Genomic DNA, 22,570 nt, shown 5'->3' with positions numbered 1-22,570 from the left:
GGAGGAATAGAAATGAAAAACTGGAAAAAAGTCGTAAGTGCAGGAATAGCAGTGGTTCTTTTAGGTGCTTTGACAGCCTGTAGTGGCGGAAGTAAAGAAAAGACAGCTGGCAGCAGTAATAAGTCAGATGAGAATACGCTTTTGATGTATCAGATCGGTGATAAGCCTGATAATTACGATGCACTGATGGAAGTGGCGAATAAGCGCTTAGAAGAAAAGACAGGCGTGAAGCTAAATATTCAGTATATCGGCTGGGGTGATTACAAGAAGAAGATGAGCGTAATTGTATCATCAGGTGAAAATTACGATATTGCTTTTGCGGATAACTATGTGCCGAATGCACAAAAAGGAGCATTTGCAGATTTAACTGAACTTGCCCCTAAATTTGCGAAAGATGCGTATGATCAACTGGATGAAGCCTATATCCAAGGAAATTTAGTTGATGGTAAATTGTATGCGTTTCCGGTAAATGGAAATGTCTATTCTCAGCAAGTATTGACGTTCAATAAGCAGTATTTAGATAAATACGATCTGTCGATCGACGATATCAAAACCTATCAGGATACGGAGGATGTCTTGAAAGCTTTCCATGAAAAAGAGCCAAATGTGGCAGCTTTTGCGATCGGTCAAGGATTTAAAGTACAAGGTGATTTCGACTTTCCGATCGGAAACGAATATCCATTTGCTGTAGACCTAAACGGCGATGGTAATAAAATCATCAATCAATATGACAACAAAGAGTTTGTAGAATCATTGAAAACAATGCATAAATGGTACCAAGCTGGCTACATTCCGTCAGATGCAGCTACAAGTAACACGGAATTTCCGTTAGAAGGTAATACATGGTTTGTTCGTCAAGAAACACAAGGCCCTTACGATTATGGCGATACGATTTTAACGAATGCTGCAGGTCAAGAATTAGTTTCTAAAGCTTTCACGACACCACTGAAATCTACTGCTCAAGCACAAATGGCTAATTTTGTTGTTTCAAATACTTCTAAAAATAAAGAAAAAGCAGTTGAAGTCTTGGGACAACTGAATAGCGATCCGGAATTATTAAATGGATTGGTCTGGGGGATCGAAGGCGAAGCTTGGGAGAAAATCTCTGGAAAAGAAGATAAAATCAAATTGTTGGACGGCTACAAACCAAATACGCATCTAGCCGCTTGGAATACAGGAAATAATAAGATCCTTTATACACAAGATACGATCACAGATGACATGATCAAAGAACGTGATGAATCGATTGCAAAAGCAGAAACTTCCCCAATTTTAGGCTTTAATTTTGTAACATCAAGTGTGAAAACAGAATTAAGTAATATCGCTAATGTCATGAGTCAATATCTGGATGGCTTAAATACAGGGACTGTCGATCCGGAAGTAACGATTCCTAAAATGAAAGAAGCTTTAGATAATGCCGGATATGAGAAAGTACAAACAGAAATGCAAAAACAATATGACGCGTTCTTGAAAAAATAGAGCGAGCTGAAGAGCCAGGTGATTTCGATGATGTATCGTTTTTACTTGGTTCTTTTAAAAATGAATAGGATAAATAATGCGTATCTTATTTATGAAGTAGTATTTTAGTTGGCATATCTGTATGAGTTATTTATTATAAGAGAAGAGAACTAGAAAGGACGGAGGAAATGGTCGGTAAAGCATTAGAAACGTTATTCATCAAAATATGGGTGATTGTGAAATTGAATCTGTTTTTTTGGTTATTCAGCTGCTGCGGATTACTGATTGCAGGAGTTGGCCCAGCACTTAAGACAGTGAATGAACTATTCATCCGTCATGAATTTAATTATAAAGACATTACGTTGAAAGAAGGCTGGCACTGCTTCAAAGAAAATATGATTAGAGGAAATCTACTTTTTTACGGAGTAGGCATACTCTTGCTTATTTTGGGATACAATCTATTTTTATCTGTACAAATTCAAGGCATCCTTTTTTTGGTGATCGATTTTATTTTGGTTTTCGGAATGATCTATAGCCTGGTTGCTTTTCAATATGCGTTATTATTAGATAGCTATTACGAAATCGATTTGATCAATTTGATAAAGCTAGCTGTTATCTCAACACTCTCTAGCTTTATGAATCTTTTAAAGATAGCTATTGGCGTCGGCTTGATTTTCTTGATCACATGGAAATATAAAGGCTTATTTCTCTTTGCTACGTTTTCCATGATTCAAATCTGGAGTTTTACAGCGACTAGATCATGGCGTCAAACGATCGACCAGCGTTTAGAGGGGTATGCGTAAAAAATTTCCTCTGTCCATCTATAAAAAAACGTTATTGAACAGACTGCTAAAAAACTATGCTTTGATTCTTGCTTCTTTGATTTTAGTCGGTATGGTCAGCATCGGGATGAACACATACTGGCAGGCGATGGGGAGAGGAAAAGCAACGACACAAGAAGCAGTCGATATGCTCAGTCGGTCGATCAATGATAAAAATTTACAAGGGAAGACTATGCTGAATGGATTGACAGATAATCAAGACAAGATCAATAGTTTAAACCGTTATATGGGCTCTGATATTTCTGAGTATTTAAATTATACTTACGATGAACAGCTAAAAACAGGGAACTATTTATTTTTGCCTAGTCAGGTCAAAAATTTTTATACGACGTATGAAAATATTGAATCGATCATCATGGTTTTGAATAACTATGAAGGGTACTACTTATCTACTAATGAAAACAAAGGAGGGATGAAGGCGAAAGGGACACCTGATCTTGAAGACAAATTCTACTTGTCGTATCCAATGATCCATCCTGTGACATTAGAGGTATTTGGTAGTTTTTATGTTGAATTTTCTAAACAGGAAATGTTAAGTAGTTTGATGCACCTAACAACCTTTGATGGACTATCGGCTTATGTTTTTTCAGAGACAGGGTATCAATTGTTGGCATATACTGAAGTGACTAAACAAATGGACCAGCAACTGATTCAAAAGCGCATGAAAGAAACCTCAGAGCTGCCGATTCAATCATTAATGAAAAAAAATCTATTAGAACATTTAGAAACGGTTGGAGGATTTAATATCTTAGTGACTATATCCAAGGAGAAAATCGTGAAAGCTGTGCTGGGCGATTTGCGTATTTTAATCGTTGGCGGTGGCGTCCTGATTCTGATTTTATTATATTTACTTTATCGAACCTTTACGAAGTATTCTCACCAAGTAGATATAATCATGGATTCGATGGCACTAGTCACACAAGGGGACTTAAATACACGGATAGATGAGAAAATGACGCAGTTTGAATTGAAAGAACTTTCTACTGGAATCAATACGATGCTGGATAATATCGAGCAATATATTGCCGATATATATAAATTAGAGATCAAACAGCAAGATGCTCATATGAGAGCATTACAATCTCAAATTAGTCCTCATTTTTTATACAACACATTGGAATATATTCGAATGTACGCGTTAAGTGAAGGTAGTGAAGAGTTAGCAGATGTTGTTTACGCGTTTTCAACATTATTAAGAAATAATACAGACCAAGCCAAAACAACGACATTAGAAAAAGAGCTAAGCTTTTGCGAAAAATATGTTTATCTTTATCAAATGAGATATCCTGATCGTATTGCCTATCACTTTGAAATCGATGATGCCCTTAGAGGGTTAGTGTTACCTAAGTTTTCAATTCAGCCTCTGATCGAGAATTATTTTGTCCACGGCATTGATTTTTCCCGCAATGATAATGCAATTAGTGTGAAAGCAAAGGTAGTCGGAAAACGGGTAGAAATCATGATTCGTGATAATGGCAAGGGAATTTCAGGTCAGAAGCTGTCTCTTATCCAAGAAAAACTAAAACAACAAACGATTGAGCTGCACGATTCGATCGGTCTGCAAAATGTCAATGAGCGGCTTCGTGCCTATTTTAGTCCGACATTCCTAATGCAAGTGGTATCAAATGAACCCAGCGGACTGACTATTATATTATCGTTCGAAAAGGAGCAAAAAGATGAGCTATAATGTTTTATTGGTCGATGATGAATATATGATCGTCAATGGCTTAAAAAAGATCATCTCTTGGGAAGAAGAAGGATTCGCGATCAGAGCGACCGCAAGAAATGCAAAAGAAGCGTTGACTTTGATGGAATCTGAGGAGATCGATCTAGTGATCACGGACATCACTATGCCGGAGATGACTGGGTTAGAGTTCATTGATGCGGCCCAAAAAGAAGCGCGACAATTTGAATTCATGATTTTGTCTGGTTATCAGAAGTTTGACTTTCTAAAAGGCGGGTTACAGTTGGGGGCTATCAATTATCTGATGAAACCTGTAGATAAATCTGAATTGTTAAAAAGTGTTAGAAAGGCGAAAGATCGCTTAGATACCCGCAATAGACAAGAAACAAGAGAAGGAATGTACAGTGAAGTTTTGTTGTCTCAGTGGGTCAATGATGAATTAGAAACAGGAAATTATGAGGCATTTAGCCAGCTCGTTGATATAACAGATAAATCAGACTGGACTGTTCTGATTTTTGAAGTTTCTAGAGAAAAAAAGAGCGTACTAAGTGAATGGTTGAAACAACAACAGCAAATGCTGTTTTTCTCACGGAACTTGGGCGATAAAAGCTTAGTGATACATATTTTCAAAGGAAATAAATACCTGTTGAATCAACTCCTTTTAACAAACCCATTGCAAGAACAAGATGAGAAGGATTGGGTATTAAGTGTGGGTGAGACGGTTTCTGATTGGGAAGATGTTCCAGATAGTTTTGAAAAGGCAAACCAAACCTTGCGGCGTTATAAGTTCTATGAAAGAAGTGGGAGCAATATTTTATATGCTGTGTTCTCAGACGATTTTGATTTGTCGGCAGATATTATCAATTTTAACAAAACATTGATGGTTGGAGACTTTCCGACGATCGAAGAGACGATCACAGATATTTTTGCAAAAACACAAAAGATAGGTGCTCGGCCTGAAGATGTTAGACATATTACCTTTATGCTGTTTATGGATATCTATCGGCGGTTCAATCACCTAGATGAAGAAGAATACCGACAAATACTAGATGACATCAACCGATCCTCGAATGTAGATAAACTATGTGGCATTTTGACATCTACGATCAAGGAAATAACAAAAGAAAAGACTGCTTATGATTATTCTGAAAATGTCCAAAACGTGATCGATAAAATTCGTATGGATTACGCCAGTGATTTGAGCTTGAAGTCAGTTGCTCAATCTCTTCATCTGAATGTTATGTATCTAGGGCAATTGTTCAAAAAAGAAACGAAAAAAAGTTTCTCCCAATATTTGAACCAATATCGGATGAAAAAAGCTCAAAATCTATTATTATATACAGATGATAATGTCAATGAAATCGCAGATCAAATCGGTTTTAATAATAGTACGTATTTCTCTCAAATGTTTAAAAAGATGAACGATTTGACACCTAAAGAATTTAGAGAAAAATACAAGCACCATTATCATTCTGTCGGTGATGAATAAGAACAGGAACAACCTTATCGTACATCGACAGGTTGTTCCTGTTTTTATTCTATACGCTAAATGGCAGTTGTTCAGCCGTATAAGATTTAGGTCTAGGAACAGTTCCAAGTGAAAAATCGATCTTTGCTCCGTTCAATAGATCTTCGTGTTTGAAGAATAGAGCATCATATGGTGTGTCGTTGAAATGGATATGATCGACAAATTGATGCTGCTCTTGATTTGGGCCTGCAGTGATCGTGACGGATTTACCATTAGATAAATGAAGCGTCGCTTGATCAAATAGAGGCATACCGATCACATATTCACCAGAGCCGGGGCATACGGGATACATCCCTAAAGAACTGAAAATGTACCAGCTAGCCATACTTCCGTTATCTTCGTCACCTGGATATCCTGTAAAACTGTCGTTAAAAGTTTGGGTCATCAGTTGTTTTATCAGTGGTTGAGCAAATTCAGGTTTACCTAGGTAATTGAATAAATAAGGAAAATGGAAACTTGGCTGATTTGAGATAGCCAGCTGACCAAAATCGATGGCAGCCATTTCGCTCATTTCATGGATCTCAAAACCGTAACCAGAGACATCAAAAGCAGGCGTTTGATTGCAAAGATCGATCAGCCTTTGTTGGAACTTTTCTGGCCCGCCGAAAGCCTCGATCAGTCCTTTGAAGTCATGATAAACAGCGAAGCTGCTTTGCCAAGCACTACCTTCAGCATAATCTTCCCCCCAGCTATAACAATTAAACGGTTCTTTAAACTGTCCATCTGTTTGCTTGGCTCTCATGAATCCTGTTTTTGGATCGAAGATAGTCAAGAAATTCTTTGCTTGCTTTTTATAATGTTTAGCAGTAGCCGTGTCGTTCAGCTGTTTCGCTACTTGAGAAATACAGAAGTCGCTGTAACAGTAATCAAGCGTATGATTGACTGATTCATGATAAGTTGCCGGTACATAACCATACCTTAAATAATCATCGGTTCCTTGTCGACCGTAGTTCGACTGTTTACTTTGAGTGGTTGCTCCTTTGAGCATAGCTTCTAAAAATTCGGGCATTAAATCAGGGCGAATATTTTTTACAGCTGCATCAGCAATCACTGCATCGATCAATGTACCAGGCATCAATCCTCTTTCGTCTGGTGACAACCATTTAGGCAAATAGCCACTCTCACGATAGCTTGTTAAAAATCCTTCCAGCATGTCTTCATATTTGTCCTGTGCAATCAGTGAGTACAGTGGATAAACAGTTTTATACGTATCCCAAAAACCATTGTTGGTATAGAGAACACCTGGTTTCGTTTGTTTTGCTAACGTATCGTAGTGAATAGCTTGATCATTTTCATCTTTTTCATAGAAGGTTTGGGGAAATAGAAATGCTCGATATAAGTTATGATAAAACGTTGAATACCGTTCGGCATTTCGATCTTGAATCTCGATTCTACTAAGGTAATCTTTCCATTGTGCGTTAGAATGAGCGAGATAATCTTCAGGCTGCCAATGTGCTTCTCTAGATAAATTCAGTTTCGCTTGTGTACCGCTGATAAAAGAGGTTCCGAATTGTACGATCTGTTCCTCAATATCACCAAAAGAAAAGGAAACGACATTGTTGTCACCTGCCTTTTCCAACCAAGTTTCCTTTAACAAGGGTTCTTTAAAGTGTAGCGTAAAGTAAAAGGTAAAATCAGCATCTTCACAATCAGCATAATTGATGATCGAGCCTGAAACAGTGTGAGCGTCTTCGATTCGAAGGTGGTACTTACCAGGTAACGAGAGAAGTAAGTTTGCTTCTGGTTGCGTGTAGCGGGCAGTTAAAACACCACCGTACATGCTAGGGATCAAGCGTGTCGTCAACTGGTAGCGCTGTTCAGTGATTTCTAGATAACTAGGGTTAAAAACGCTTTCATCTGGTCGGTAAGAAGACTGCGCATGAAAAAGCGATTCTTCCTTCAACGAACCGTTATATGGTAAAAGAACAAAGTAGCTAAAATCGCCCATCCAAGGGCTTGGCTGGTGCGTTAGGCGAAAGCCTTGAAAGACGTGGTCTCGCGGATTAAACCACCAACTACCGTTGTCGCCGTTGGTTTGAGGAGCAAAATAATTCATCCCAAAAGGAACGCCTGTATAAGGCAGACAGTTGCCGTTTGAAAATGAATGTTGATTATCGGTACCATGTCTTGTATCGATCGAGTGTGGGTTCATGCATTAAATCTCCTTTGTCGAATGTCTGATGATTTGTTTTACAGGAATCTGTTGGTCTGTCGGTATTACTTGTTGCTCGATCCATTCTATCAACATCGTTCCCGCCAATTGTCCCATGCCTTTGAAGTTTTGAGCGATCGTCGTCAGTGAAGGATCGACCAAAGCGGCTGCTTGGATATTATCGAAGCCAACGACAGAAAGTTGGGCTGGGATGCTGATATTTGCTCGTTTCGCCTGATTCATCAATGAAATCGCGACTAAATCATTTTCGCACACAACACCAGTGATCCCGTTTTCTATTAAATACGCTAAAGTTTTTTCACTTGAAATCGCTGCTTTATCCGATAGTGCTGTATGAAATGATAAATGATGTTCTTTTGTTGCATGGATATAACCTAAATACCGCTGGCGCACAGATTGAGGTAATGTTGATTCACCGAAAATATACGCAATTCGCTGGTGGCCATGTGTTGCTAAATAATTGGTTGCCATTTCTCCTCCAGAAAAGTTGTCTGACTGGATCGTTGGATAAGGCAAATCATGGATTTTTTTGTCTAAAATAATGACAGGGAACTGCTGGATCGATAACTCAAATAGGGTATCTAAGAAATCTTCTGTATTATGGGCATAATAAATCATCCCGTCAAAATCAGCCATAATATCTTCCGCTTGTTTGTTGATCAAAAATTCTGCGGATGACATGATCACTTCGTATCGATGCTCACCCGTAACTGGTGCGAGACCTTCATTGAAATTTCCTAAAGATAAGTCATTTAAGAAAGGAATCAAAAATAAAATACGCGCGGCCTTCTTTTTTTTGGGTCGTTGTGTTTGAACATAGCTGCCTTTTCCTTGAATACGGTATATCAACCCCTGGTTTTCTAATTCAGTCAATGCCCGCTTGGATGTGATCCGGCTAACTTGGTACGTTTGAGAAAGCTCTTTTTCTGTCGGAAGCTGTGCATGTTCGGGCAATTCTCCAGAAGCAATTGCCTGTAACAGATCATCGATGATTTTTTTATATAAAGGTTTAGTCATAATAGGTCTCCTAATGTGAAATGATATATCATTAAGGGTAGTTTATCATAGTGGGGAAAGAACGTCAATTCAAAGAAAAATAAAAAAAGAGTAGACAAAAGACTAGCGATGTCATATACTTTCGTTGTGAAATGATATATCAAATATTGGAGGTTATTGATAGTGGATAAAAAAATTCCCAAGTCCGTACGGACATTTATGGAAACGATTACTAAGCTATGCGGTGAGGAGCATGCCGGTTGGGCGGAGAATTTTAATGCTGCATTTGCGAATACGTTGACGACAACTGTCAAAAGGCAAGAGGACGGAACGACTTTTCTATTGACTGGTGATATTCCAGCAATGTGGTTGCGTGACTCAACGGCGCAAGTTCGTCCGTATTTAGTGATCGCGAAAGAAGATCCAGAGCTTGCCGACATGATTTGTGGACTTGTTCAGCGACAATTTAGATATATCAATATCGATCCATATGCAAATGCTTTTAACGAAACGGCAAATAACGCAGGACATCAAACGGACAAAACAACGATGAACCCTTGGATTTGGGAGCGTAAATATGAAATCGATTCTCTGTGTTATCCTGTTCAGCTGGCCTATTTATTATATAAAAATACAGGTTACACAAAGCAGTTTGATCGATCATTTATCGACGGCGTGAAAAAGATTTTGACTGTGTTTAAAACAGAACAAAATCATCAAGATTCATCCTATACCTTTGAAAGAGACACGACACGATCGGAAGATACATTGCCGAACGCTGGTCGTGGATCAGATGTTGGTCCAACTGGGATGACGTGGTCTGGGTTTCGACCAAGTGATGATGCTTGCCGTTACGGTTATTTAGTACCATCGAATATGTTTGCAGTTGTGATTTTAGGCTATATAGAAGAGATTTTTTCTACGGTGTTATCGGATCAGGAAATAGTTGATCAAGCGGCAAAATTAAAAAAAGAAATCGATACAGGGATCAAAGCCTACGGGCTAACCAAGAATCAGCAAGGAAAGCAAGTTTTTGCCTATGAGGTTGACGGTTTGGGCAATAGTACGATCATGGATGATAGTAATATTCCTAACTTATTGGCGGCACCATATTTAGGGTATGTAGATGAAACAGATTTGATATATCAAGAGACAAGAGCTACTCTTTTAAGCCAAGAGAATCCTTATTTTTATGAAGGCAAATACGCGAAAGGAATCGGCAGCTCTCATACACCGGAAAATTATGTGTGGCCGATTGCTTTAGCGATGGAAGGAATGACAACAAGCGATAAAGCTGAGAAAAAACGAATTCTTGATTCGCTGGTTGCAAATGATGCAGGAACTCATTTGATGCATGAAGGCTTTGATGTAGACAATCCCGAAAACTATACGCGGGAATGGTTCTCCTGGGCGAACATGATGTTCTGTGAATTAGTGATGGATTATTTTGAGATTCGTGTGGCACGTTAAAAAAATGGACGAGAGAAGGAGCAATAACATGAAGAAAAAAGTTTACATCGTTTCCCATTCCCACTGGGATCGTGAATGGTACATGCCGTATGAGCAGCATCATATGCGCTTAGTCGAATTGATGGATGATGTCTTAGAGCTAATTGAAACAGATCCAGCATTCAATAGTTTTCATCTTGATGGACAGACCATTATATTGGATGATTATTTACAAGTTCGTCCAGAACGTAAAGAGGATGTTCAACGAGCGATTACTGCTGGAAAACTAAAAATAGGACCATTTTACATTTTACAAGATGATTTCTTGATCAGTTCTGAATCAAATGTCCGGAATATGCTGATCGGTAAAAAGGAAAGTGAAAAATGGGGTGCTCCAGTGAATTTAGGCTATTTCCCTGACACATTCGGTAATATGGGACAGACCCCGCAAATGATGAAACAGGCTGGGTTAGAAACAGCCGCTTTTGGTCGAGGTGTCAAACCGGTGGGCTTCAATAATGAGGTGCTGGATGATGAAAATTACACCTCTCAGTATTCTGAAATGTGGTGGCAAGGACCAGACGGAACGAATATTTTAGGACTCCTGTTTGCAAACTGGTACAGCAACGGCAATGAAATTCCAGCAACTAAAGAAGCAGCAGTAACTTTTTGGACACAAAAATTAGCGGAAGCTGAAAAATTTGCTTCAACAAACCATTTATTGATGATGAATGGTGTGGATCATCAACCTGTTCAAAAAGATGTGACTAAAGCGATTGCGTTGGCGAATGAATTATTCCCAGAATATGAATTTGTGCATTCGAATTTTGATGAATATCTACAAGCTGTTCGTCAGGATCTGCCGGAGCATGTTGGAACCGTTCATGGGGAATTGACAAGTCAAGAAACTGACGGCTGGTTTACCTTAGCCAACACTGCGTCCGCCAGAGTTTATTTGAAACAGTGGAATACGAAAGTTGAGCGACAGTTAGAAAATATTACTGAACCATTGGCAGCTATGGCTTATGATCTAGTGGGCAGCTATCCACATGACCAGCTGGATTATGCTTGGAAATTATTATTGCAAAATCATCCTCATGATAGTATTTGCGGATGTTCAGCAGATGAGGTTCACCGAGAAATGATCACAAGATTTGAAAAAGCAGATGAAGTCGGTAAGTATTTGGCAGAAGAAGCATTAGAGCAGCTTGCAAGTGAAGTACAGACAGACGGATTCCCAGAAAACAGTTATCCATTTGTTGTATTTAATACCTCTGGTTATGTAAAATCAGATCGCGTCAATGTAAAACTCGAGCTTGAAAGAAAGCCATTTAAAGAAGGTATTCCCCATGAATTATGGCAGAAATTAAATGAAAGTGAAACACCGACTTTTGAGGTGATCGACAGACAAGGTGAAAGAATTCCAGCAATCATTTCTGCGCCAGAAGTATGTTTTGGGTATGATTTACCGAAAGACCGTTTTAGAATCCCGTACATGGCAAAATATGTTGAAGTAGAGATGCTGCTCTCTGATTTGCCAGCATTTTCTTGGAAGACATTCGCCTTACGTGAAATACAAGAGCAATCTCAACTAGTTGCTGGTTCGATGGTCAAAAGTGTAGAGCCTGTGGTTTTAGAAAATGAGCTTTTAGAAGTGACGTTCAATGAGAATGGGACGATAAACGTTCAGGATCGAGCGACTGGAAAAAACTATCAGGAGTTGCTTACTTTTGAAGATACTGGCGATATCGGTAATGAGTATATCTTTAAACAGCCGGAAGGAACAACGCCGATTCTATCGAATGAGCTCTCAGCAGAAATTGCAGTTGTCAAAGACGAGTCATTTATCGCACAAGTGAAAATCGTTCAGCAGATGATGATTCCAGAAGCGGCAGAAGAGTTGCTTCTACAAGAGCAAAAAGCAGTAGTCGATTTCCGTTATCGAAAAGCGAAGCGCTCAACGAAGCTGAAATCACTTACGATCACAACCCTTGTAACGATGACGAAAGATTCTTCTCGTTTAGCCTTTGAAACAACGATCGATAATCAAATGGATGATCATCGTTTACGTGTGCTATTTCCAACAGAGATCGAAGCTGAGACGCATGAAGCCGATAGTATTTATGAGGTGGTTACAAGACCGAACCAAGTAAGTAAGAGCTGGGAAAATCCAACAAATCCGCAGCATCAGCATGCCTTTGTCAATATTCACGATGAAGCGCGGGGAATGACTGTTTCAAATTATGGATTAAATGAATATGAAGTCTTGCCGGAAAAAAATACGATTGCGTTGACATTACTAAGAGCTGTCGGTGAAATGGGCGATTGGGGCTATTTCCCGACACCAGAGGCGCAATGTCATGGAGAGTTTGCATTCCAATATGGAGTTGATTTTCATGGTGCAGCTTCTGAGCGCTACGAAACCTATCAGCGGGCGTATAGTGCACAAATTCCGTTTAGTTTGAAGCCGACGACTCGTCATTCAGGCAAATTGAAGGCTGAAGATCAGTATGTAACGGTAGAAGGCTCGACATTTGCTGTTACGGCAGTCAAAAATAGTGAAGAAGATCAGTATTTAGTGGTTCGCGGCTTCAATATGGGTGATCAAGCGGCAGCGGTACAAGTAGAAAAACAGGCGAATACAGCAGAGAAACTGAATTTACTTGAAGAAAAGCAATCAGAATCGTTAGGTAAAGAGTTAAGTCCATATGAAATTCGAACGATCGGGTTTCGTAGATGAGAAAAGGAGAGGAAAACATGAGCTATTATGGATCGATCGAAGCAGGTGGAACAAAATTTGTTTGCGCTGTAGCGGATGAGGAGTTATCGATTATTGAACGGATCAGTATACCAACAACGTTACCGGAAGAAACGTTGGCTCAAGTCTTTGAATTTTTTGATCGATATGAACTTAAGGGATTAGGGGTTGGCTCATTCGGTCCGATCGATGTCAATGAACAATCTGAAACCTATGGGTATATCACGTCAACGCCTAAAAATGGCTGGAGAAATACCGATCTTTTAGGCTTATTGAAGGAGCGTTATGCTTTGCCGATTGCTTGGACGACAGATGTCAATGCCGCGGCTTATGGAGAAATGCATTTAGGGGCTGGACGAAATACTCAAAACTGTCTTTATTTGACTGTAGGAACTGGTGTTGGCGGCGGTGCCGTAGTTCAAGGATCTATTTTACATGGGTTTAGTCATCCTGAGATGGGACATATCTCAGTAACACGGCATCCAGAGGATTCTTTTGAAAGTACTTGCCCTTATCATGACCATTGCCTTGAAGGATTGGCGGCAGGTCCAGCTTTAGAGAAAAGAACGGGTGTCAAAGGTCAGTTGTTAGAAGCGGATCATATTGTTTGGGACGTCGAAGCTTTCTATCTAGCTCAGGCGTTGATGAATTATACGTTGATCTTATCACCGGAAAAAATCATTTTAGGTGGAGGGGTCATGAAGCAAACCCATCTTTTAGAAAAAATCCGTCAATCATTGGAAGAACAGCTAGGTGGTTATGTCACATTGCCTGATGATTATATTGTCGGCTGCGGATTAGGAGATAATAGCGGAACGATCGGTTGCCTGCTTTTAGCTAAAGAAGGGGCGTAAAGATGGCCTCAGAGTTGTCTATTTTTCTGGATGCAGCATTTTGCCTATCGGGAAAACAAATAAGTGAGCTGTATGAGCGGTTGTTGGGGAAAAAGGTTCGGTTTGTTTCTGATGGTGAAGAGGCAGAGGTTGTAATGAAACGTTCTCTTGAATCGTCAGCGGTGTTTTCAGTTGAGTCGATTGAGCCGCTAGTGCTTAGTGCTGATGACGAGAACGGAGCATTTCAGGGACTGATGTATGCAGTAAGATCGCTTAGATTGGGAAAAAAATGTGAACGCGGGTCAAAAATACCAAAGATATCAGAGCGAATCATTATGCTGGATATCGGCAGGAAGTATTTTACCCCGAACTTTTTAAGGCGGCTGTTGGAAGAAATGGCATTGTTTGGCTGTAATTATCTGCAGCTGCATTTTTCTGAGGATACAGGTTTGGGAATCGAATCAAAAAAATATCCTGAACTCAATTCCAAAAAGACTTTGTCGCAAAAAGAAGTGCGCAAGTTGATCGAGTATGCCGCTGCATTATCGATTGAAATTATTCCAGACTTAGATACACCGGGACATATGACACACATACTCAAAGAGCATCCAGAATGGCGGTTGAAAGAGCTGACGTCACAAGGAGAAACTTCTGTTTCGTCAGCGCTGGATGTGACGAATGAGGAAGCCGTAGCTTTTATCTTTTCGCTCTATCAGGAATATATGGCACTTTTTGCTGGCTGTCGCTACTTTCATATTGGGGCAGATGAATTTGCTGATTTTGATCACTTCCAGCGTTATCCAGCTTTGGCTGATCAGGGACAAGAGAAATTCGAAGAGTATGTCAATTCGGTTGCAGCGCTCGTCAGACAAGCTGGTTTTATTCCGAGAGTTTGGAATGATGCTTTCTTTAGAAAAAATAGGACAAGTACATTAAGCAAAGAGCTGGAAATTACGTACTGGACAAGATGGCAAAAGGAAATGGCTCCAGTTCAGACGTTTCTAAATGAAGGCTACTCCGTCATCAATTTTAATGACAATTATCTCTATTATGTACTAGGAGAAAATGCTGGTTATTCTTATCCGACAGCACAAAAAATCAAAGAAGAATGGCAGCCGGATCTATTTGCATCTGAACAACGAGTCCAAACGGATCATCAAGGACAAATCAAAGGAGCTGCATTAGCGATCTGGTGTGATAAACCGAAAGCGAAAGAAGAAGAAATGATTTTTTTAGAGATAGTCAAATTGATGGCTGCATTTTCAGAACATTTTTATCAATAAAAGAAGTATGAAAGGAGAGCGGGACAAAACTGAAACCAGTTTTGTTTCGCTCTCTAAATGCGAATAAACGATGAAGGGAAAGTAGATTCTGCTTCTCTCGGGTCAGAATACTTTTGTCTAGGCATCCTTTAAGAACAAACGGTAACAAGAGTACAACCTATAGTTTTTAAACGAAAACCTATAATTTTTCTATTTATAAACCAATTAGAAAGCGCTAACATTTTATAGGAGGATGAATGATGCTGTATTTAGGCGAATAATGAAGGAGGTTCATTCAGTGAAAAGAAAAAAATGGAAACAGTTGTTTTATTGTTCGATACTTACGTTGGGGGCAGCAGTCGGGTCTATCGGATTCAATTTGTCGGCTTATGCAGAGTCAGTTGGAAATAGTGGGATACCGATCAACGAGCAATCTCCTCAAGCGACAGCCCTATTTCCAGAAACCTTACTAAATTGGAGTCCTAAAACAGATCCTGATGCACCTTTCAATGTATCGAAAGTCCCTTTAGCACCTCGCGTAAAAGGAAAGAAAATGAATGAGGATCAAAGTACAGACGCGAAAGTTTTATCGATTGCGATCGTCAATCGACACACGAAAGGAACACCGTCCCAAGGGGATACAGATAAAGCAGTTTACAACTTTACGAACTGGCAATATGTAGATACTTTAGTTGCCTGGGCTGGTTCTTCTGGTGAAGGAATCATTGTGCCGCCGAGTGGTGATGTGACGGATTCAGCTCATCGAAATGGTGTGCCGGTGATCGGGACAGTCTTTTTCCCGCCGGAAGCTTACGGTGGAAAAAGTGAATGGGTAGAGCAATTCGTGCAAAAAGATTCGAAAGGCCGCTTTCCAATGGCAGATAAGCTTCTAGAAATGTCAGCAGCGTACGGCTTTGATGGTTGGTTTATCAATCAGGAAACAAATGTCGATGCACAAACGGCTAGTCAGATGAAAGAATGTTTAAGCTATTTACAGGCTAAAAAACCTAAAAACCAACAGATCATCTGGTATGATTCGATGATTCCAAGCGGCAATGTCGCGTGGCAAGGTGCGTTGAATGAAACGAATCAAGGCTATTTCCAAGAAGGGAAAAAACGTGTTTCTGATAATATGTTTATTGATTTTCGCTGGCATGAGCTAACTTCTTCTAAGGAAAAAGCACTTCAGCTGAAACGTGATCCCTACGATTTGTTTGCTGGAATCGATGTGCAGGCAAATGGCGTAAACACAGGCAGAAAACCAAGCAGTATTTTAGATGCCGATGGAAAACCAATTGTTTCTTTAGGACTTTACTGTCCTGACTGGACACTGAGAGATGGTGGTCAATATGATATCGAACGTTACTGGAAAAACGAACAACTGCTTTGGATCAATCCCCAAGGCGATCCTAGAGCCGTTACTAGTGGTAAAAATGAATGGCAAGGAGTTTCCCGGTATTATGTCGAAAAATCGCCAGTTACACAATTTCCATTCTTGACGAATTTTAATGTAGGAAATGGGGATGCATTTTATTTAAACGGTACAAATGTCAAAGAAGGAACTTTTAATAACCGCAGTATTCAAGATGTCATGCCGACGTACCGCTGGGTCATCGATAATGAAGCAGGTAATCAATTGAGTGCGGATGTTAGTTATGAAGATGCCTATAATGGCGGTTCTTCGATCAAATTATCCGGTCAAATGACTGGGAATCAAGCAACTCGCATCAATTTATACGCAGCACAAGTCAAACCTTCAGCTTCTGAAACAGTTAGTGTTGTGACGAAAGGTGCAGACGAAACAGGACTCGTATTGGAAATGAAAGGAAAAGCAACTCCAACTGTACTGAATGGTAAGCAGGAAAGTCTAGAAAATGGCTGGGTCAAAACGACCTATTCGCTAAAATCAATAGCAGGTAAGACGATCACATCGATCGGTTTGGACTTGAAAAATACCAATACGGCATCAGCAGAAATTTATTTAGGTCAACTCAGATTAGGAAAAGAAAAAACAACACCTGTCAGCAAAATAGACAAGGTAGTTTTTCCAGGAAAAAGTATCGTTGATGACCTAACTGAAAACGTCAATATCAGCTGGCAAACGAAAGGAAAGAATACTGCGTCTTACCGAATATATCGTGAAGTCGAAGGTCAATTACAATTTGAAGGAGAGACAGCGAATACTTCTTATACTTTGTTAAATCAGGAACGTATATCAGATACTTCTGTTTATCAGGTCGTTCCAATTGATTTTTATGGTCGGGAAGATCGTAAGAAATCCGCTTCAGCGGTCTACACGTTTGAAGCGCTGAAAAAACCTGAAATCACGATCAATGCAAGTAAAACGTTAGTAGCTGTCGGTGAACCAGTGACATTATCTGCTGCAGTCTCTAAATCAACAGAAACAGTAAAGTGGGAACTATCTGGCAGTGATCCTGAGATGATCTCTGGGCAAGAAGCAACGGTAACATTTGCGAAAGCAGGAAGCTATACAGTCAAAGCGACAGCATTCAATTCAGCAGGTGAGACGGAAGTCGTTATTGAAAATTATATTTATGTCTATGACCAAGAAAGCGACATCACCAGTGAAAATCTGTCGACCTTGCCGACGACAAGCGCAACAGAAGGCTCTGGTTACACCAACGAGCGTGAAAGTTACCGCTATGCTTTAGATGGTGATCTAAGCACGAAATGGTGTGATAATAGCAGTGACAAACCATGGATGATCGCTGATTTAGGTGCAGTCAAAACAATTGCCGGATTTGAATTGTCTCATGCGGGAGCTGGTGGAGAAAGTTCGGAATGGAATACAAAAGACTATGATATCCTGATCAGCAATGATAAACAAACATGGACACCAGTTGTTCAAATGCGTGGAAACCGAGCTGACGTAAGTAAAGATGCGGTTCGTCTAGTCGAGGCCCGTTATGTCAAATTAAGTCTTGAAAAAGCTGAACAAAATGGTAAAACTGCCAGAATTTATGATTGGCAAATTATCGGAGTGAACCAAACAGGGATCGTAAAAACTAATTAAATCAACAAAAAAACACGGCGGAATCATTGACTCCACCGTGTTTTTTAGTTGATCAGTTCAAAGTAATCAGTTGATAATCGTTCATGAAGCACTTGCTTTTCTTCTTCTGGAAGAAAGGCACCAGTGACAGCATTATGGTTCAGCTGTTCCATATCATTGTAAGTAATACCGTACCATTCATGCAGTTTCATAAATTCGTCAGTTAATGTGGTAGCAGAAACGGTGCGATTATCGGTATTGATGCAAACATTGATACCAGCATCTAAAAACTGCTGAAATGGATAATCGTCTAAAGAAGTCACTGTTTTCGTTTGGAAATTACTAGTTGGGCACATTTCGATCAATGTTCCTTGTTCTTGAAGCAATGCAAAGTATTCGGGTGTATCTTTTACTGCGATGCCATGACCAATTCGTTTGGCACCCAGATAGACGGCATCTGCGACATTTTTCCCACATCCGCATTCACCTGCGTGGAGAGTCAAAGGAATGTTTGATCGTTCAACAAGTCTTAGCGTTTCTTCAAAAACATAGGGTGGAAAATCGATTTCATTGCCGGCAAGGTCGAAACCTGCAACGCCAGAACGTTTATACTCTTCTGCTAGAAGAACGATCTGTTCGATTTCGTCCAGCTCTTCATGCCGCATGCCGCACAACAACGCATTGCTTTTCACGCCGAATTGTTCTTGTGCTTGATTCAAGCCTGCTAACACAGCAGTTACGATTTGGGCTAAAGAAAGGCCTTTTTCTGTATGCAAAGAGGGGGCAAAACGCACTTCGATATACTGAATATTCTCTTCAGACGCTTGACTGATTAAATCAAAAGCTGCTTGTTGTAAGGCTTCTTCTGTCTGAAGACAACTTAATACCAGGTCAAAACGTTGCAAATACTCATTCAAATCTTGGCAATCTTCTGGTGCAACTAGAAGTTCTTTGAGCTCATTTTCAGATGTAGGTAATGAGATTCCTTGCTGTGCTGCGATTTTTTGTAATGTAGCTGGTCTGATCGAACCATCTAAATGGCAATGCAATTCTATTTTAGGTAAATTTTTGACAAGTGCGCGCTTCACAGGATCATCCTTTCTTAATTGTAAATCCGATAAGTATTTTGAAGACTTTAACACGCTCGATGAGCTGTGTCAAGATAAGAAAAAAAGATTTTTGCTAAGAAATAAAAGAGAACTTATATCTAAGAGAAAATAAAAGAAATCCGCACATACAGCCGTTTGAAATACCATGATTTGAATAAAAGAAAAGAAGAGGAGCGATGAGCTCAAGAGTTAATTTTATTGTTTAAACTATTCTATTGCCGAAATTTCTGATACACTGAATTCATTCAGTAAGTATTTTGAAAACGTTGACATGGTTGGTAGGCATGTGACTAAAGGGAGAATGAATAATGAAGTTGACCATTAAAGAAATTGCGGATATGGCAGGCGTTTCAGTAACCACTGTTTCTCAGATCATCAATAATAAAGGCAGCCGATTCAGTGAACAAACGAGAAAGAAAGTATTAGAAGTTGTAGAAGAGTATGATTATAAGCCAGATTATTTTGCTTCGAATATCATTACCCGCCATTCAAAAACGATTGGTATGGTAGTGCCGGATGTCACTGATTTTTTCTTTGCAAAAGTGATCGAAGGTGTGGAGACCTATCTTAATTCTCTGGGATACATGATTTTATTATGCAATTCCAAACATGATGAAGATAAGGCAACGCAATACGTGACAGAACTTGTCCACCGTTCTGTTGATGGCATCATTTTTGCAACACCTAATTTACTGCCGGCAAACCATATTTTACGAAACAAAAGCAAACGCAAGGTTCCCGTAATATTAGTCGATCGCGGAATCAACCCTAGAGAAAGCGGGCGTTTGATCGTAAAAGAATATGAGGGCGCTTACCAAGCAGTTTCCTCTTTGATCAAACAAGGTCATAGACACATCGGGATGTTGAAGGAAAACGATGGGTATTATCAGTTGACGGAGAGAATCACAGCTTATCAGCATGCGTTAAAAGACCACGGGATTCCGTTGAGAGAAGAATACATGGCAAGTGGAGACCTGAATTTAGGCGGCGGCTATGAAGCGGCAAAAAAAGTGTTGAAAAATGAAAAAATCACAGCGATTTTTTGCGGGAATGACGAGATGGCGATGGGTGCATATCAAGCGATTGAAGAATGCGGGAAAAAAATCCCGGAAGATATCTCGGTAATTGGTTTTGATGGCTTGGAAATTTCTGAATATCTAGTTCCTGGATTAACAACGGTTTATCAACCAAGCTTTGATATTGGTTTTTATGCCGCTCAGTTTCTGGTAGAATCGATCGACCACCCAGAGAAAAAAATTCCAAACAAAACTTTTGAAACAACATTTATTTTGAGAAATAGTACGAAATCGATTGACAAGTCGATCGATTTGATTTAATGTTCGTGTTATAAGCGTTTTCAAAAAATGGAAGCGTTAGTAAACTGTTTTACTAAAAGGTTTTAACCTGAATAATTTTAGTGTATAATACATCCTTGGGGATTAGTTCGGAGGAAAAAAAGCATGAGAATGGTCGATTTGATCGAGAAAAAACGTGACGGACAGGCTTTAACAGACGAAGAGATTCAATTTATTGTTTCTGGATACACCAGTGGGGATATTCCAGATTATCAAATGAGTTCACTTTTGATGGCTATTTTTTACAAAGATATGACAGATGAAGAGATCACAACCTTGACACTTGCGATGGCAAATTCAGGTGAAATGATCGATTTATCTTCTATCCAAGGAATCAAAGTAGATAAGCACTCTACTGGCGGCGTAGGCGATACGACAACGTTGATCTTAGCACCTTTGGTAGCCAGTGTAGGTGTCAGTGTAGCAAAAATGTCTGGACGAGGACTTGGCTATACTGGGGGAACGATCGATAAATTAGAAGCAATTCCAGGGTTTCATGTGGAGTTACCCGATGAAGATTTTATTCGTTTAGTCAATGAAAGTCATGTAGCGGTAATCGGGCAATCAGGAGATCTGGCGCCTGCCGATAAAAAATTATATGCGTTGCGTGATGTGACGGCGACTGTTGATTCGATCCCGTTGATCGCAAGTTCGATCATGAGTAAAAAAATCGCAGCCGGAGCAGATGCGATCGTTCTAGATGTAACTACTGGTGAAGGTGCTTTTATGAAAAATATCGATCAAGCCCGTCGCTTAGCTGAAACGATGGTTCGGATCGGACATTTAGCAAATCGTCAAACAATGGCGGTCATCTCGGATATGTCTCAACCTTTAGGTGAAGCAATCGGAAATAGCCTTGAAGTAGTCGAAGCAATCGAAACACTGCAAGGAAATGGCCCAGAAGACTTGCTGGAAATGTGCTACATCCTAGGAAGCCAAATGGTTGTCTTGGCGAAAAAAGCAGAAACCTTAGATGAAGCACGAGCAATGCTGAAAGAAGCATTGGAATCAGGTAAGGCACTGGCTAAATTCCGCGAAATGATCAAAAATCAAGGTGGCGATGACCGTGTGATCGATGATCCGGAAAGTCTTCTGACTGCTAAGTATGAAATCGAACTGCCGGCAAAAGCAAGCGGAACAGTTCAAAAAATCGTCGCTAATGAAATTGGAATTGCAGCAATGCTCTTAGGTGCAGGTCGGGCAACAAAAGAAGATTCGATCGATCATGCAGTAGGAATCAAACTCCATAAAAAAGTCGGGATGCCTGTTGCAGAGGGCGAAGCACTGCTTACGATTTATGCCAACTCTGAATCAATCGAGAATGTGAAAGAACTTTTATATAAAAATATCGAAATTGGCAGTTCTGGTACTGAACCTGAGCTGATCCATGATATAATAACAGCATAAAGGATGTGTATAAAAATAATGGAATTAAATCAAATGATCGACCACACTATTTTAAAAGCGGATGCAACAGAAGAGGCAGTTCTGAACATTATTGAAGAAGCGAAAAAGTATGAATTTTACTCTGTTTGTATCAACCCAAGCTGGGTCGCTTTCGCTAAGGAACGTTTAGCTGGAAGCTCAGTAGATGTTTGTACAGTGATCGGCTTTCCTTTAGGGGCAAACACTTCAGAAGTAAAAGCGTATGAAGCGACAGATGCCATCAATAATGGCGCAACAGAAGTCGACATGGTGATCAATATCGGTGCCTTGAAATCAAAACAATACAAAAAAGTATTGAAAGATATTCAAGCAGTTGTAGATGCGGCCAAAGATAAGGCTTTAGTGAAAGTAATCATTGAGACGGCATTACTAACAGATGAAGAAAAGGTCAAAGCATGTGAATTAGCAAAAGAAGCGGGTGCTGATTTCGTCAAAACATCGACAGGCTTTTCAACAGGTGGAGCGACTGTAGCGGATATTAAATTGATGCGTGAAACAGTTGGTCCAGAGATGGGTGTCAAAGCTTCCGGCGGTATCCATAATGAAGCAGAAGCAGTTGCTATGATCGAAGCTGGTGCAACACGTATCGGAACAAGTGCTGGTGTAGCGATCATGGAAGGTGCAACTGGGGCAGGCTATTAATCTAAAGAAGAAAGTGGCGGAC

Annotated in this window: 15 protein-coding genes; 12 read left to right on the top strand and 3 right to left on the bottom strand. The window is 39.9% G+C overall.

Annotation, left to right across the window (positions count from 1 at the left end; all coding sequences use genetic code 11):
* The first annotated feature begins 12 nt into the window (after window positions 1–12).
* From CC204_RS10410 to CC204_RS10395, 4 genes are all read left to right on the top strand, one after another.
* Entirely contained in the window at window positions 13–1,479 is a 1,467-nt protein-coding gene (locus CC204_RS10410) for an ABC transporter substrate-binding protein (RefSeq protein WP_088270066.1), read from the top strand.
* A gap of 167 nt (window positions 1,480–1,646) precedes the next feature.
* Window positions 1,647–2,261 carry a YesL family protein gene (locus tag CC204_RS10405; RefSeq protein WP_088270065.1) on the top strand — a complete coding sequence of 205 codons (615 nt, stop codon included), beginning with the start codon at window positions 1,647–1,649 and terminating at the stop codon, window positions 2,259–2,261.
* Window positions 2,254–3,987, top strand: coding sequence for a sensor histidine kinase (locus CC204_RS10400; RefSeq protein ID WP_088270064.1), 1,734 nt, complete (start codon window positions 2,254–2,256; stop codon window positions 3,985–3,987). Before CC204_RS10405 ends, CC204_RS10400 begins: the two co-directional genes overlap by 8 nt.
* Window positions 3,977–5,473, top strand: coding sequence for a response regulator transcription factor (locus CC204_RS10395; RefSeq protein ID WP_088270063.1), 1,497 nt, complete (start codon window positions 3,977–3,979; stop codon window positions 5,471–5,473). The genes CC204_RS10400 and CC204_RS10395 overlap by 11 nt, the downstream gene beginning before the upstream one ends.
* Window positions 5,474–5,522: 49 nt before the next feature.
* On the opposite strand, the gene CC204_RS10390 is transcribed toward CC204_RS10395, so the two are convergent.
* Entirely contained in the window at window positions 5,523–7,664 is a 2,142-nt protein-coding gene (locus tag CC204_RS10390) for a GH92 family glycosyl hydrolase (protein ID WP_088270062.1), read from the bottom strand.
* A gap of 3 nt (window positions 7,665–7,667) precedes the next feature.
* Window positions 7,668–8,702: a GntR family transcriptional regulator gene (locus tag CC204_RS10385; protein WP_088270061.1), complete on the bottom strand. Its 1,035-nt coding sequence runs from the start codon at window positions 8,700–8,702 to the stop codon at window positions 7,668–7,670.
* Between the two features lie 159 nt (window positions 8,703–8,861).
* Here CC204_RS10385 and CC204_RS10380 point away from each other — a divergent pair, with 159 nt between their 5' ends.
* From CC204_RS10380 to CC204_RS10360, 5 genes are all read left to right on the top strand, one after another.
* Window positions 8,862–10,151, top strand: a complete 1,290-nt coding sequence (locus CC204_RS10380; RefSeq protein WP_088271693.1) for a glycoside hydrolase family 125 protein — start codon at window positions 8,862–8,864, stop codon at window positions 10,149–10,151.
* A gap of 28 nt (window positions 10,152–10,179) precedes the next feature.
* A complete protein-coding gene (locus tag CC204_RS10375; protein ID WP_088270060.1) occupies window positions 10,180–12,870 on the top strand; it encodes an alpha-mannosidase in 2,691 nt (896 codons plus the stop codon).
* Window positions 12,871–12,887: 17 nt separating this feature from the next.
* A complete protein-coding gene (locus CC204_RS10370; RefSeq protein WP_088270059.1) occupies window positions 12,888–13,742 on the top strand; it encodes an ROK family protein in 855 nt (284 codons plus the stop codon).
* Between the two features lie 2 nt (window positions 13,743–13,744).
* Complete coding sequence (locus tag CC204_RS10365) at window positions 13,745–15,004, top strand: family 20 glycosylhydrolase (RefSeq protein WP_088270058.1); 1,260 nt, start codon at window positions 13,745–13,747, stop codon at window positions 15,002–15,004.
* 277 nt (window positions 15,005–15,281) lie between these two features.
* Window positions 15,282–18,017 carry an endo-beta-N-acetylglucosaminidase gene (locus CC204_RS10360; RefSeq protein ID WP_227011126.1) on the top strand — a complete coding sequence of 912 codons (2,736 nt, stop codon included), beginning with the start codon at window positions 15,282–15,284 and terminating at the stop codon, window positions 18,015–18,017.
* 44 nt (window positions 18,018–18,061) lie between these two features.
* Here CC204_RS10360 and add read toward each other — a convergent pair whose 3' ends face one another.
* The gene (add, locus tag CC204_RS10355) at window positions 18,062–19,084 is read right to left on the bottom strand and encodes an adenosine deaminase (protein ID WP_088270056.1); all 1,023 of its coding nucleotides are present in this window, start codon (window positions 19,082–19,084) and stop codon (window positions 18,062–18,064) included.
* A 329-nt stretch (window positions 19,085–19,413) separates the two neighbouring features.
* On the opposite strand from add, the gene CC204_RS10350 reads away from it, so the two are divergent.
* The 3 genes from CC204_RS10350 to deoC all read left to right on the top strand — a co-directional run bounded on the left by CC204_RS10350 (window position 19,414) and on the right by deoC (window position 22,548).
* Entirely contained in the window at window positions 19,414–20,442 is a 1,029-nt protein-coding gene (locus tag CC204_RS10350; RefSeq protein ID WP_088270055.1) for a LacI family DNA-binding transcriptional regulator, read from the top strand.
* Between the two features lie 123 nt (window positions 20,443–20,565).
* Window positions 20,566–21,867: a pyrimidine-nucleoside phosphorylase gene (locus CC204_RS10345; protein WP_088270054.1), complete on the top strand. Its 1,302-nt coding sequence runs from the start codon at window positions 20,566–20,568 to the stop codon at window positions 21,865–21,867.
* Between the two features lie 18 nt (window positions 21,868–21,885).
* Window positions 21,886–22,548, top strand: coding sequence for a deoxyribose-phosphate aldolase (gene deoC, locus CC204_RS10340; protein ID WP_088270053.1), 663 nt, complete (start codon window positions 21,886–21,888; stop codon window positions 22,546–22,548).
* The last annotated feature ends 22 nt before the right edge of the window (window positions 22,549–22,570 follow it).

The organism is Enterococcus wangshanyuanii, from assembly GCF_002197645.1.
In the GTDB taxonomy this organism is placed as follows: Bacteria; Bacillota; Bacilli; order Lactobacillales; family Enterococcaceae; genus Enterococcus_L; species Enterococcus_L wangshanyuanii.
The sequence above is the reverse complement of the archived record's forward strand: the minus strand, read 5'-3'. Positions and strand labels throughout refer to the sequence as shown.